10 protein-coding genes are annotated in these 13,738 nt (G+C 72.1%); 3 read left to right on the top strand and 7 right to left on the bottom strand.

Annotated features, from left to right (window positions below):
- Positions 1-348 precede the first annotated feature (348 nt).
- Together lanKC and ACIRRU_RS06735 are read right to left on the bottom strand one after the other, a co-directional pair.
- Entirely contained in the window at positions 349-3,006 is a 2,658-nt protein-coding gene (lanKC, locus tag ACIRRU_RS06740) for a class III lanthionine synthetase LanKC (RefSeq protein WP_403676944.1), read from the bottom strand.
- 51 nt (positions 3,007-3,057) lie between these two features.
- On the bottom strand, positions 3,058-3,702 hold the full coding sequence (locus tag ACIRRU_RS06735; protein ID WP_403677048.1) for a GNAT family N-acetyltransferase: 645 nt from the start codon (positions 3,700-3,702) through the stop codon (positions 3,058-3,060).
- Between the two features lie 280 nt (positions 3,703-3,982).
- Here ACIRRU_RS06735 and ACIRRU_RS06730 point away from each other — a divergent pair, with 280 nt between their 5' ends.
- Positions 3,983-4,762: a TylF/MycF family methyltransferase gene (locus ACIRRU_RS06730; RefSeq protein WP_363200629.1), complete on the top strand. Its 780-nt coding sequence runs from the start codon at positions 3,983-3,985 to the stop codon at positions 4,760-4,762.
- A gap of 76 nt (positions 4,763-4,838) precedes the next feature.
- Here the strand turns inward: ACIRRU_RS06730 and ACIRRU_RS06725 are convergent, their stop codons facing one another.
- The 5 genes from ACIRRU_RS06725 to ACIRRU_RS06705 form a co-directional block, all read right to left on the bottom strand.
- A complete protein-coding gene (locus ACIRRU_RS06725) occupies positions 4,839-6,587 on the bottom strand; it encodes a fatty acyl-AMP ligase (protein WP_403676940.1) in 1,749 nt (582 codons plus the stop codon).
- Positions 6,584-8,488, bottom strand: coding sequence for an ABC transporter ATP-binding protein (locus tag ACIRRU_RS06720; protein ID WP_403676937.1), 1,905 nt, complete (start codon positions 8,486-8,488; stop codon positions 6,584-6,586). Before ACIRRU_RS06720 ends, ACIRRU_RS06725 begins: the two co-directional genes overlap by 4 nt.
- Positions 8,469-10,001, bottom strand: a complete 1,533-nt coding sequence (locus tag ACIRRU_RS06715) for an aromatic amino acid ammonia-lyase (RefSeq protein WP_363200626.1) — start codon at positions 9,999-10,001, stop codon at positions 8,469-8,471. Before ACIRRU_RS06715 ends, ACIRRU_RS06720 begins: the two co-directional genes overlap by 20 nt.
- A 1-nt stretch (position 10,002) precedes the next feature.
- Positions 10,003-11,118: an AMP-binding protein gene (locus ACIRRU_RS06710; RefSeq protein ID WP_403676934.1), complete on the bottom strand. Its 1,116-nt coding sequence runs from the start codon at positions 11,116-11,118 to the stop codon at positions 10,003-10,005.
- A 74-nt stretch (positions 11,119-11,192) separates the two neighbouring features.
- Positions 11,193-11,450, bottom strand: coding sequence for an acyl carrier protein (locus tag ACIRRU_RS06705; RefSeq protein ID WP_403676931.1), 258 nt, complete (start codon positions 11,448-11,450; stop codon positions 11,193-11,195).
- A gap of 447 nt (positions 11,451-11,897) precedes the next feature.
- Here ACIRRU_RS06705 and ACIRRU_RS06700 point away from each other — a divergent pair, with 447 nt between their 5' ends.
- Positions 11,898-12,611, top strand: coding sequence for an LmbU family transcriptional regulator (locus ACIRRU_RS06700; protein ID WP_363200623.1), 714 nt, complete (start codon positions 11,898-11,900; stop codon positions 12,609-12,611).
- Entirely contained in the window at positions 12,608-13,717 is a 1,110-nt protein-coding gene (locus tag ACIRRU_RS06695; protein WP_403676927.1) for a DegT/DnrJ/EryC1/StrS family aminotransferase, read from the top strand. Before ACIRRU_RS06700 ends, ACIRRU_RS06695 begins: the two co-directional genes overlap by 4 nt.
- The last annotated feature ends 21 nt before the right edge of the window (positions 13,718-13,738 follow it).

Raw genomic sequence — 13,738 nt, 5'->3', positions numbered from 1 at the left:
GTTCCCCATCTCCTGGAGGTCCAGAACGTTCATCACGAATCACCTCCTCTCGGCTCGGTCCCGCACAGCTGGGCGATCCCCGCGGTCTCCCGCCGGGACGTCCCGGGTCAGCAGCCGTTGCTGACGGTGCTGATGAGCAGCTCGGCGTCGGGCGCCGGCGTCCCCATCTCCTGGAGGTCCAGAACGTTCATCACGAATCACCTCCTCTCGGCTCGGTCCCGCACAGCTGGGCGATCCCCGCGGTCTCCCGCCGGGACATCCTGGGTCAGCAGTTGGAGCTGACGGTGCTGATGAGCAGCTCGGCGTCGGGCGCCGGCGTCCCCATCTCCTGGAGGTCCAGAACGTTCATCACGAATCACCTCCCTCTCTCCCGCCTCGGGATCGCTCCCCCGCCGGTGCCGCCAGTCGGTGCGCGACCCGGGGTTCGAGGAACGGAAGCACAGGGTGGCCGCCCTCCTGCACACAGGAGAGGGCGCTGAGGACTCCGGCCGATCCGGTGGCCAGGTCCATGGACAGCCGCAGTCCTCCCGCTCCGGGGAAGACCAGGTGGCCGTCGAACGCGAGGGCGTTCCAGTGCAGGTTGGCCAGGTGCTCGCGCACGTGGTCACCCGGTACGCCGGTGAGGTGGCGCCGCAGCGAGTGCACCGCCACGAGGAGCCCGGAGCGGCCGTTGAACAGCTGGCTCTCGATGACGTACGGCGTGCAGGCGGCGCGGGCGAGGGCGGGCAGCGCCGCGGACAGCCGGTCGTCCGCGAGGTGCGCGTCCAGCAGGTCCGCGACCAGACCGATGCCCGCCGAGCCGATCTCCAGGTACGTCAGCGCCCGGATGCCGCCCTTGACCCGCAGGACGTCGTCGGTGCTCGCGTCGCACAGGTCGAGGTCGCGGTGGACCGCCCGGACGGCGTCGGTCAGGTACTCCTTCTCCCCGGTGGCCTCGTAGCAGCGCAGCAGGAAAAGCGCCGCGCCGGACCAGCCGCGCAGCAGCCCGCCGCGGGTGCCCGCGCCCGAGGGGGCGCGGTCGATCCCGCAGGGCGCGGGGCTCCGCACGGCCTCCCGTACGCGTTCGGCCAGTCCGATGGCCTCCTGGCGCGCGGGGTGTCCCGCCTCGCCCCCGGCGAGGTGCAGCAGGTTGAGGCCGATGCCGGCGAGACCGCTGTACAGGGAGACGTCGGTGATCTCCGCGAGCCGGGGCCGGGTCCGTTCGACCAGCTCGGCCGCGGCCTCCCGGTGGCCCAGGTGGTCCAGGGTGAAGGCGACGCCGTGCGCGCCGTCGTAGAAGCCGGGCCGCAGATGCGGTGCGCGGGCGGCGCTCAGCAGCCATTCCTCGTGCCGGGCGTCGCGGGCCCCGGCCGCGACCGACAGGGCCCACAGCACCCCGGCCGCTCCGTGGGCGAAGGAGCCGGGCTCGACCTGGAACTGCTGCGGGTCGCCCGGGAAGAGCCGGTCCGTGCGCTCCGGGGTCGCGGTGGCCGCGATGCCCCGCGCGAGCGAGGCCCTGGCGGCCGCCCAGTCGACGGGCGCGCGGTCGATGCGGACCTCGGAGCGGGCGGTGGTGCGGGCGGCGGTACCGGTGCGCGGCAGCGCCTCCGGGGCGAGCCGGGCGCGCAGCCCGGTGGCGAAGTCCGGCGGCGGCCGGAAGAGGCGGGCGGCCTCGGCGATCAGGTCCTCGGCCTTGTCCTGGCTCAGGCCCAGGACCGCGGTGTTGGGCAGGTAGAGCCACAGCCGGAGCACGGCCAGGGCGTGCAGGTCGACGGCGGTGCCGGTCCTGGCGCGGGCGGTGAACCCGGGGTGGCCGAGCACGGGCCGGACCTCCCGGTCCGCGGGGAACCCCATCTCGAAGTCCACGAAGGCGACCCGGGGTCCGGCGCCGGGCTCGTCCTCCTCGATGAGGATGTTCGCGGGATGCAGGTCGCCGAAGACCACCCCGCGCCCGTGCACCGCGGCGAGCAGCTCCGTGACGGCCGCGTGCACCGCCTCGGCCCGCCGGGTGTAGGCGGCCAGCGCCTCGTCCGTGACCTGCCGCCAGGTCAGCAAGGGGTGGTTGAGGGCCACCCAGCGCTGGAGGGTGGCGCCCTCCATGCGCTCGACGGCTAGCATCCGGTGCCCGCCGAGGACGGCCTCGCCGTGCACCCGGGGCACGCCGGGCAGCCCGGTGAGCCGGTCCAGGACGCGTCGTTCGTTGTCCAGCCGGGCCACGGCGTCGGTGCCGTCGGGGGCCGCTCCGGCGTACGGCCGGGCCTCCTTGAGCACCACGGGCAGGCCGTCGGAGCGGCGTTTCGCGGTGTAGACGCCCCCGGCGTTGGAGAAGTGCAGGGCCTGTTCCACGTCGTAGTCGAACGCGCCGCTGGGCGCGGTGCGCCGCTCGATGTGCGGGCGCAGGAAGTCCGGTGGCTCCACCCAGGCGGGGACGCTGAAGCCGGGGCGTCTGAGGTCGGGGACCCGGCTGCCGTCGGACTGGAGGAAGGCCGGGACCAGTTCGCCGTCCTCGGTCCAGCACCAGTGCTCGCGGAAGGCGCCGTAGCGGAAGTGGACGGGTCCCTCGCCCCAGCGGCAGTCGGTGAGCACGTAGGGGCCGCTCTGTCCCACCAGCCGCTCGGCGAGGGTCTCGGCGGTACGGCGGAACTCCTCGGTGTCGCGGGGGTAGAGGGCGAGGAACTTGCCGCCGGCCGAGCGGGGCGCGTACTTGGAGTTCATCGCCTCCAGCAGCTGGGTGCTGCCCAGATGCTTGAAGGCGACGCCCGCCGACCGGCAGTGCCCGGCCGTGATCTCCAGCACCCGGGCGGCGTTGGCCGTGGTGGCCGAGATGTGGATCTTCCAGCCCTGCTCGGGCAGCGGGGGTGCCCCGGGACCGTCGGGGGTGTACACCTCCCAGAAGCGCCGCCGCTCCCGCCGCCAGCCGGTGACGGACGAGGCGAACGCCGAGGGTGCCAGGAGCGTCTGCTCCGCCGCCTTCTCCGGGGACTCGAAGAAGACGGGGTCGGCCAGGGCGTATATCGACCAGTCCACGGCCACGGGAAACCTCCATCAGCGCGCTGGGGACAGCGGGGAAAAGCAGGGCTATCCGACGGTTTCGGGTTGATAGGCGGTCAGGGAGGTGGGAACTCCCGAACGCAGGTAGTTCGTCAGCATCTCGCGTACGAGCCGCCGTTCGGAATCCGTTTCCGAGGCCGCGGATGCGGCGGTGGGGCGGCTCTCCCATTCTCCGCGGACGAAGAGCGCTTCGTACTCGTTTCGGAGCATGGCCCACACCAGGAGATCGTGGCGTTCGCCATTGACGAGCTGGCGGTCCCGAAGAATTCCCTCCAGCATGAAGAAACGCAAGCGCATCACCATGTCCAGCATCGCCCTGTTGTGCGAGCCGACCCGGAACTGGAGCCGGTGGGCGCCGAGGTCGGCGAAGAGGTACTCGATCAGCAGGCCGAACCCCTCGGCGCCGAACCCCCTGGTCCAGAGCCCGTCCTCGCCGATGGCCCCGCTGATCTCGTAGGCGTCCGGACCGATGCGGAAGAACTTCACCATGCCCACGGGCCGTCCGGCCAGCGTGCGGATGGTGCAGTAGCGCGACTTGTTGACCTCGACCTCGCGCCGCAGCGCCGCGACCGTGACCTGTTCGCCCGCGTCCCCGGTGAGCGCCGCGACGCGTCCCTGCGGGTTGAGCCATTCCACGAACAGTTCGTAGTCCGCATCGGTGGAATGCGTGATCCGGACTATACGGCCGGAGCGTAGCTCCTGGCCGGCTTCTTCCGTGTCGATGACGGGACCTCCTTATTGCGGCAACTCTTCGCGGCAGCCGTCATCGTGGCGCATCGAATGGTGTCGGTCAACCGGTCGGAAACCACTTCTTGACTGCCGTGAATTACCTGGGGATTCTTTTTCTCGCCTGTCCCGCCGGCGGGACAGGCGCACCGTCCGCAACGGGGCGGATCAACGGCAGTCCCCACCCTTCCGGGCATCCGTCGCTGTTCGAGCAAAGGTTTCCGACATGGCAGATAAAGCCCAGGCTCTCTATTTGGATCTCATGAAGAGAGTCGTCTCCAACACCATCTACCAGGACGCCGCCCACGGCTGGGTCCAGGACCGGGACTTCGACGCCGGACTGCCGAAGATCGACTACGACGCCGACCTGCGGGCCGGGGGGCGGGACATCCCGCTGGTCGCGCACACGATGATCGGCCGCAAGCGGCTGGACAACGTGCACGACTGCGTCGAGCGGGTCCTGCGCGACGGGGTCCCGGGGGACCTCGTCGAGACGGGGGTCTGGCGGGGCGGCACGACGATCTTCATGCGGGCCCTGCTCAGCGCGTTCGGCGTGACGGACCGCACGGTGTGGGTGGCCGACTCCTTCGAGGGCATCCCGCAGGGCGACCCGGAGAAGTACCCGGGGGACGAACTGGCCCCGCTCCACCGCTACAACGACGTGTTCGGCGTGCCGCTGGAGACCGTCCAGGAGAACTTCCGGCGCTACGGCCTGCTGGACGACCAGGTGCGGTTCCTGGAGGGCTACTTCCGCGACACCCTGCCCACCGCCCCGGTCGAGCGGATCGCGGTGCTCCGGCTCGACGGCGACCTGTTCGAGTCCACCATGGACGCCCTGGTGCACCTCTACCCCAAGGTGTCGGTGGGCGGCTACGTCATCGTGGACGACTACCGGGCCCTGCCTCCGTGCCGCATCGCGGTGTACCAGTACCGCAGGGAGCACGGCATCACCGATCCGATCGAGGAGATCGACGGCGTCGGGGTGTTCTGGCGCCGCACCCGCTAGCGCCGCACCCGACGACCACGCGCCGCCGTCCCGCGGCCGGCGGACCACCGACGTGGTCCGCCGGCCGCGGGACGGCTCACCCGCCCAGCTCCCCGGCCGCGTACCGCTCCCGGGCCGCGCGGCGCTGGATCTTCCCGCTGGTGGTGCGCGGCAGCACGCCCCTGCGCAGCAGCACCAGGTCGCTGACGGCGAGGCCGTGGTGGCGGCTGACCGCCTGGCGGACCCGCTCCCGCAGGGCGGTGCGGTCGGTCTCGGGGAGGTTCAGCATCGACGCCTCCGTCTCGGCCAGGACCACCACCCGCTGCTCCTCGACGCCCTCCACCGCGATCGCCGTGGCCGACACCGGGGCGGCTCCCTCCACGGTGTGCTCGATGTCCTCGGGGAAGTGGTTGCGGCCCCGCACGATGATCACGTCGTCGATCCGGCCCACCACGTACAGCAGGTCCTCGTGGAAGAAGCCCCAGTCGCGGGTGTGCAGCCAGCCGTCCGCGAAGGTGCGGGCGGTGCTCCCGGGCCGGTTCCAGTAGCCGTCGGTGACGTTCGGCCCGGCGACGAGGATCTCCCCCACCCGCCCGGTGACGTCCTGCCCGGTGTCCGGGTCGACGATCCGGATCGCGGCCCCGGCCACCGGCCGCCCGCTGCTCACCAGCGTGGTGGCGTCCGGGCCTGGCGGGACGGGGACCACCTCGCCCGCGGCGAGGGCCGCCCGGTCGAAGTGGCGGCCGACCGCGCCCTCGCCCGCGGGCGTCATGGCCACCGACAGGGTCGCCTCCGCCAGCCCGTAACACGGCACGGGCACCGAGGCGTTCAGCCCCGACGCCCCGAACGCCGTCACGAACGCCTCGACGGACCGGGCGTGCACCGGTTCGCCCCCGATCGCCAGCGCCTCCAGAGAGCTGAGGTCGAGCCCGGCGGCCTCCTCGGCGCTGATCCGCTGGACGCAGTGCGCCATGCCGAAGTTCGGCGTCACGGTCCACTCGGCGCGGTGGTCGGAGATCGCCCGCAGCCAGCGGTAGGGGTGGTGCAGAAAGCCCATGGGGCTCAGGTGCACCATGTGCAGCCCGGCACTGAGCGGGGCGGCGATGCCGCAGATCAGCCCCATGTCGTGGAAGAACGGGACCCAGGAGACCGCGGTGCGGGCCGGCATGAACCGCGCCCGCATCTGGTACGCGGCCGCCGCGAGGTTGGCGTGGGTGACCCGGACCCCGGAGGGGGCGCCGGTGGAGCCGGAGGTGTACTGGAGGTAGGCGACGTCCCCCGGGAGCGCGGCGGGTACGTCCAGCTCCTGGGCCTCGCCGGTGGCGGCGGTGTCCACCAGCAGGACCCGGTCGCCCTTCCAGTCGGCCTCGGCCAGGGCGGCCCGCACGTCGGCGTCGGTGTGCGAGGTGGTCAGGACGCACACGGGCGCGCTGTCCTGGACGACGGACCGCAGCCGGGTCTGGCTGCGGAACAGCTCGGGGGCGTACAGCGGTACGGCCACCACCCCCGCGTACAGGCAGGCGAGGAACGCGACGACGTAGTGCTCGTCGTGGCGGCACAGCACCGCGGCGCGCTCGCCCGGCGGGCAGATCCGGTGCAGCTCGGAGGCCACCGCCCGTGCCCTCGCGTGCAGTTCGCGGTAGCTGAGCGTGGTGACGGTCTCCTGGCGGCCCGCGACGCCGGGCACCTTGCGCCGGTCGAGCACGGTGAGGGCGGGCTGCCGCGGGGTCTCCTCGGCCAGCCGGGCGACGCTGTCGGCGAGGAACTCCAGGCGGACCGGCTCCCCGTCGCCGAAGGGCAGCCGCATCCCGTCCGGGGCGGTGCGGGCGGAGACGTCGGTGGTCATGGTGTCCTCCCCAGGTCCCCGGCGGGGTGCATCGCGGAGGGGTCCAGGCTGTTGGTCGGCAGCAGCAGCTGGGTGGCCGCCAGTTCGCGGTAGAGGGCGTCCTTGCTGAGCAGCTGCTCGTGGGTGCCGGTCGCCCGGACGCGTCCGGCGTCCATGACCACGATCCGGTCGGCCATGGAGACCGTGGACAGCCGGTGGGCGACGACGACCACGGTCGTCCTGCCGCTCACCTCGGTGATGACCTCGCGCAGCGCGTTCTCGTTGCGGGCGTCGAGCTGGGAGGTCACCTCGTCGAGCAGCAGCAGGCGGGGGCTGCGCAGCAGGGCCCGCGCCACGGCCACCCGTTGCCGTTCCCCGCCGGAGAGCTTGTTCCCGCGATGGCCGACCTCGGTGTCCAGGCCCTGGGGCAGCCGGGCGACGACCTCTTCGAGCCGGGCCTGGCGGACCACGTCCGCGAGGGCCGCGTCGTCCGCGTCGGGGGCGCCGATGCACAGGTTCTCGCGCAGGGTCCCGGCCAGGACCGGGGCGTCCTGCTCGACGTAGCCGATGGAGGCGCGCAGATCGCCGAGGGACCACTGGGTGACGTCCTTGCCGTCCAGGGTCACCCGGCCGCTCTCCACCTCGTAGAAGCGCTCGATCAGGGCGAAGACGGTGGACTTGCCGGCGCCCGAGGGGCCGACGAAGGCCGTCATGCCGCCGCGGGGGATGTCGAAGGTGACGTCGTGGTGGACGACGGTGTCGTTGCCCGGGTAGCGGAAGACCACGTCCTGGAAGGCGACCGAGGCGGGTTCCGCCGTCTCCCGCGCGGTCCGCGGGGCGGGCGGCTGCTCCGGCTCGGTCCGCAGCCGCAGCATCTCGTTGACCCGGCCGAGCGCGGCGGCGACCACGTTGAACCGCATCATCGCGGTGACGAGCGCGCCGAGCGGGGGGACCAGGTAGAAGAGGTAGAGCAGGAACGCGATGAGGCTGCCCAGGCTCATGTCGCCCGAGGCCACGCGCGCGCCGCCGACGCCCAGCACGGCCAGGAACGAGATCTGGATCATGATGGTGATGAAGGCGCTGATGAACGCCTCCAGCCGGGCCACCTTCAGGCTGGACCGCCAGGCCCGCCGGGCGCCCTGCTCGGCGATCTCGGCCTCGCGGTGTTCGGCGCCGGACGCCTTGATGGTGCGGAAGGTGCCGAGGACGCGTTCCAGGGCGGTGCTCAGTTCGGCCACGCCCTCCTGGACGCGGCGGGAGGCGTTCTCCAGCTGCGGGAGGCCGACGCCGATGACGACGGCGCCGAGCAGCAGCACGCCGAGCGTGGTGAGAAGCAGCACCACGTCCATGAAGCCCATGAGGACGACGATGGTGGTGAGCATCACCACCCCGTTGACGGTCTCCACGATGGTGGTGGTGACGGCGCTGCGCAGCAGCGTGGTGTCCGCCGTCGCGCGGGACATCAGGTCGCCCGGCGGGAACTTGTCGGTCTCGGAGACCCGCAGCCAGAGCACCTTGCGGATGACCTCGCGGCGGGAGTTGAGCACGACCGTCTCGGAGACCCGCATGAGCAGGAAGGTGCCCAGCGCGCCGAGCGCCGCGGAGAACAGGACGAACCCGCTCAGCAGCAGCAGGGTGGCGGTCACCGAGGACTGGCTCTGCAGGTCCTCGACGACGCTCTTGGCCATGATCGGCTGGATCAGTCCGGAGAGGCCGCCGAGCAGCGTCAGCGCGCCGCCCAGCAGGATCACGCCCCGGTAGGGGCGCAGGTAGCGCAGCATGTCGCGCCAGGCGTCGCCGCGCAGTACCGCGGGGAGCCGGTGGTCGGCTCCGGTCCCGCTCTCGTCGGCGGGCTCCGGCGCGGGGGCGGGAGCGGCGTCGTCGGCGGGGCGGGTCACCGGGTCAACGTGTGTGTCCGTCATCCCCGACCTCCTCACGGCTGATGAGATCGGCGGCGGTCGCGGCGAGGACGTCGCGGGCCGCCCGGACCTCGGCGGCCAGCGGGCGGTCGGTGCTCAACGGCGGTGATACGCGGGCGAGTTCGGCCCACACCCCGCTCTCCTCCGGCTCCCGGCCGTCGATCGCGGCGAACTGCGTGACGCCCAGGCCCAGCGAGCCGACGACCAGCCAGGCCAGCTCCAGCGCCTCGCCGACGGAGTTGGCGCCGTTGAGCGCCATCGGGACGTGGTCCTGGTTCCAGCCGTTGGTGGGCAGCGCGGTCAGCCCGGAGGGGTAGACCAGCTGGCGGATACGGGAGACGAAGGAGGTGGCGCTCAGCTGGACGCCGGCCAGGCCGCTGTTGCTGCCCGGGTTCGGGGTGAGCATGGGCGGCCGGTCGCTGTTGGTCGCCGGGGTGCACAGGAGTGCCAGCTGCCGTTCGGCGAGGAAGGCGATCTGCTGGAGACAGAGCCCGATCTGGTCGGAGGCCAGACCCACCGGCATCGCGTGGAAGTTGCCCGCGTGCAGGAACTCCCCTTCGAAGTAGAGCGGGTTGTCGGTGCAGCCGGTCGCCTCCCGTACCAGGATCTCCTCGGTCGCGGAGAGCTGGTCCAGGACCGCCCCGATGACCTGGGGGGCGCACCGCAGGCTGTAGGGCTCCTGGAGCGGGCGGTGCGGGGCGCGCCGCATCCCGGGTGGCAGCCCGTCGCGTATCCACTGGGCGGCCTGGATCTGGCCGGTCTGGCCGCGGATGTGGCCGACGGCCGGGTGGTAGGCCTGCGGGCTGGACCCCAGCAGCGTCACCGCCCTGGCCGTCAGGAGGGCCACCGCGCGGGACAGGCGCAGCAGTTCGCGGTGGTTGAACATGGTCGCGGCCAGGCCGACGCTGGTGCCGTTGACGAAGGAGAGGGACTCCCGGGCGCGCCAGGCGACGGGCTCGGCCCCGAGGGCGGCGAGCGCGTCGGCGGCGGGCACGGTCGACCATCCGCCGTCCTCGTCGAACTGCCAGGCCTCGCCCTCACCGGCGAGGGCGAGGGCGGCGTGGGCCAGGGGCTGGAGGTCGCCGCTGGCGCTGACGGTGCCGTCGCGCGGGATGACCGGGGTGAACCCGCGGTTCCAGAGGTCGGCGAGGCGGTCCCAGAACTCGGGGGCGACGGCGGAGTGGCCCTTGCGGATGCTGTTGAGCCGCAGCCACACCACCAGCCGGCTGACCTCCGGCGGGAGCGGCCGCCCCTGCGCACTGGCCAGGTGGGCGATCAGCCCGCTGCCCTGGTCCTCGCCCGCGCCCGCGGCCGGGTAGAGGACGAGCGGTCCGAATCCCTGGGTGACGCCGTACAACTGCCCGTCGGAAGCCAGGAGTTCGTCCAGGGCCGTGACCCCTTCCCGCATCCGTTCGGCGTCCGCGGCGTCGCACGCGTCGAGCCGGGCGCCCGGCCGGGCCTGGGAGAGGAGGTCGGCGAGCCCCACCTTGGGGGATTCCACTGTGTCAACGATCACTTCACGCTCCTGCTCGGGTGGTCGGAGGGGGCTGTACGTGGCGGAGCTTGCCGGTGTCGGACCGGTCGATCCGGTCGACGACGTGGACCCGCCGGGGGCGGACGACGAGACCGGCCGAGGCGAGGACGGCGCGTACCTGGCCGGCGTCCGGCGCCTCGCCGGGGGCGGGGACGACGAGCAGGTCGAGGTTCTCGCCGCTGACCGGGTCCGTGACGGGCAGGCAGGCCAGGTCGGCGCAGTGCACGACGTCCCGCATCAGCCGCTCCAGCTCGTCGAGGTTGATCCGGCGTCCGTTGACCTTGACCAGACGGCCCCGGCGCCCGGAGAAGCGGAAGCGGCGGTCCGGGCCGAGGCGGATGTAGTCGTCGGTGAGGTGGCTGGCGGGCTGGGGCCGGCCGGGCCGGGCGGCGAGCCGGGGGCTGCTGACGGCCAGCAGTACGTCGCCGGTGGCGTCGGGTTCGCCCCAGGCGGGCCGGACGTCGGGCAGAAGCTCCCACAGCGGCTCGTCGGGGGCCCAGACCCGGCTGGCGACGCCGCCGGTCTCCGTGGAACCGAACACCTCCGTGACGAAGACCCGGTCGGCGCCCTGCTCCTGGACGAGCCGGGCGGCCGTGGCCGGGAGCATCGCGGTGCTGTGCAGGACGGCCAGCTGGTCGGCCGCCCGGACCCACTCACGGTGCCGGAGCAGCACGGAGAAGGTCCACGGGACGCCCACCACGGCCCAACGGCGGTACTCCGTCAGGGGCATGGCGCCGTAGTACTGCGGCCGGTACCACACGGGCACTCCCAGCCGGGCCGGGAGCAGCACGGTGGCGAGGGCCCCGAAGAGGTGGCGGGCGGGGGCGCAGGCCAGCAGGGCCTCGGGCCGCCGGGGGGCGAGGAGACCTGCGAGCAGGCCCGCCTCGTCCCAGAGCTGCCGTCCGGTGCGCACCCAGCTCTCCTGGGGTCCGGTCGTCCCCGAGGTGCGGAAGACCACGGTGTCGGGGAGGAGGCCGGTCACGAGCGCCTCGGGGTCGCGCACCTGGTCCCAGCGGACGAGCCAGGGGGTGTCGTTGATCTCCGGGGCGTGGTTCCCGGCGGCCAGCAACTCATGCGGCGACAGTTCGTGGTAACGCACGTGTTGACCTCACGTCAAGGGGCGTGGGTGTCCGGAACATTCGGACACTCCGCAACATGAACCGGACAAATTGGCTAGAAGGAACGGTCGTCCGGCAGCAGGCCGACGAGGTCCGCGACGCTGCGGACTCCGGCCATTTCCTCCTCGGGGATCTCCACGCCCGCCGCCTTCTGCAACGTGAAGGTGATTTCCACCAGGGAGAGCGAGTCAATTCCCAGCTCGTCCACCAGAAGCTTCTCCGGCGAGACGTCGGAGGCCGGAACTCCGGATACGTCTTCGATGGTTCGGGCCACAAACGCGAGGCGAGTGCTCTCTTGTTCGGAAGTTTTCATGGGTATCTCCTATTACCTCGGTCCCGGAAACGTCAAGTAATTCATCCGGAGGCCCCGGAAAGGGGACGCGCGCGACGCGCGCCCGCCCGGCGGGCGGCCCCGGAGAAGGCCGGCCGCGGGGGCGCACGGGGGGGCGCGCCGTCCCGCCGGCGGGACAGCACTCGGCCTACGCGCCCCGGTCGGGGGGTCGGACGGGACCGGGGGCCGTACCCCCGAGGGCGCCCCCGGCCGTCCGCTCAAGATCGACGGAGGCGGACCCGCGACCGCCCGCGTCGCCCTTCGGCGGTTTCACCGCAGGACTCGCGGATACCACCCGGTAGCCGCCCGCCGAAGAATTTCCCCGTGTAAACAGATGCTGGACGCCACTCGAACATGTGAGGCAGACTGCGCATCGGTTGGATCAACAATCCCGCCCAAGATCATCGCGAACCGGGGGTTTCGCTAAATATGGAGCGCATGTTACCTAATACTCCGAACAGACGTACACGTCTTTCCACCCGAGAAGCCCCGGAAAAGGGGAACCGGAATTCCGGAAACTTCTCGACGGGCCGCACGGGGGCAGCGCGAACCGGCCGGACATCGCTCACCCTCCCTCCCCATATGCCGATGGATCAATGGCGTGATCTCGGCCAACACATCTACGTCATCAACGATTCGTCCGGCTGGTGGTTCGGCGATTGGCTGATCTACGGCCAGCAGCACTATCCGGACCGCTACAAACACGCCATCGCCGAAACCTCGCTCAGTTATCAGACGCTGCGTAACTACGCGTGGGTCGCCGGGCAGTTCGGCGCCGACCGCAGGCGGGACCGGCTGAGCTTCCAGCACCACGCCGAAGTCGCGGGCCTCACCGTCGAGATGCAGGACGACTGGCTCAACCAGGCGGAGCGCTTCGGCTGGTCGCGGAACGAGCTGCGCCGCCGCATCAAGGCGGGACTGCGCCCGCCGTCCGAGAAGCTGCCGGCCAACGTCCGGGTGGACGTCACCGCCGAACGCCGTACCCGCTGGGAGCGGGCGGCCGCCGACCGGGGCCAGGAACTCTCCGCGTGGATCATCTCCGTGCTGGACGAGTCCGCCGCCGTCTGGCAGGGGGAACCCACCGCGCAGCTCACCCCGGGCCCCGCCGAGCACCCTCAGGAGAATGGAGCCTCCCTGCCATGACGCTCGCTGTCTGGGACTACCTGAACGAGTTCGAAGCGGAGCGCGACGACATCCTCGACGCCGTGGAGAGCGTGTTCCGCTCCGGCCGGCTGATCCTGGGCGACAGCGTGCGGGGCTTCGAGAGCGAGTTCGCCGCGTACCACGGCGGCGGGCAGTGCGTCTCGGTGGACAACGGGACCAACGCCCTGGTGCTCGCGCTGCGCGCGGTCGGCGTCGGACCCGGGGACGAGGTCATCACCGTCTCCAACACCGCCGCCCCCACGGTCGTCGCCATCGACGCGGTCGGAGCCGTGCCGGTGTTCGTCGACGTCGACGAGGACACGTATCTGATGGACGTGAGCCAGGTGCCGGGGGCCGTCACCGAACGCACCCGCGCCCTGCTGCCCGTCCATCTCTACGGGCAGTGCGTCGACCTGGCCCCGCTGGAGGAGCTCGCCCGCGCCCACGGCCTGGCGCTCGTCGAGGACTGCGCCCAGGCGCACGGCGCCCGGCGCGAGGGCCGGATCGCCGGGACGACCGGGGACGCCGCCGCCTTCTCCTTCTACCCGACGAAGGTGCTGGGCGCCTACGGGGACGGCGGCGCCGTCCTCACGCGCCGGGACGAGACCGCCGAGGCGCTGCGCAGGCTGCGCTACTACGGCATGGAGAACCGCTACTACGTCGAGGCCACGCCCGGTCACAACAGCCGGCTGGACGAGGTGCAGGCGGAGATCCTGCGGCGCAAGCTGACCCGGCTGGACGGCTACCTCGCGGGGCGGCGCGCCGTGGCCGACCGGTACGCCGAGGGCCTGGCCGGCACCGGCCTGGTGCTCCCGGCCCTCGCCCCGGGCAACGACCACGTGTACTACGTGTACGTGGTGCGCCACCCGCAACGCGAGCTGATCATGAAGGAGTTGGAGCACCGGTCCATCTCCCTCAACATCAGCTACCCCTGGCCGGTCCACACGATGCGCGGCTTCGCGCACCTGGGGTACGAGCCCGGTTCCCTGCCGGTGACCGAGCACCTGGCGGGCGAGATCTTCTCCCTGCCGATGTACCCGTCCCTGCGCCCGGACGACCAGGCACGCGTCATCGAGGCCCTGCGCGAGGTGACGGACCGGCTGTGACACCCCCGTCCCCCGCAGCTC

It is taken from the genome of Streptomyces sp. NPDC101181, assembly GCF_044767975.1.
Lineage (GTDB): Bacteria > Actinomycetota > Actinomycetes > Streptomycetales > Streptomycetaceae > Streptomyces.
Note: the sequence above shows the minus strand (reverse complement) of the source record. Positions and strands in the feature narration are given on the sequence as shown.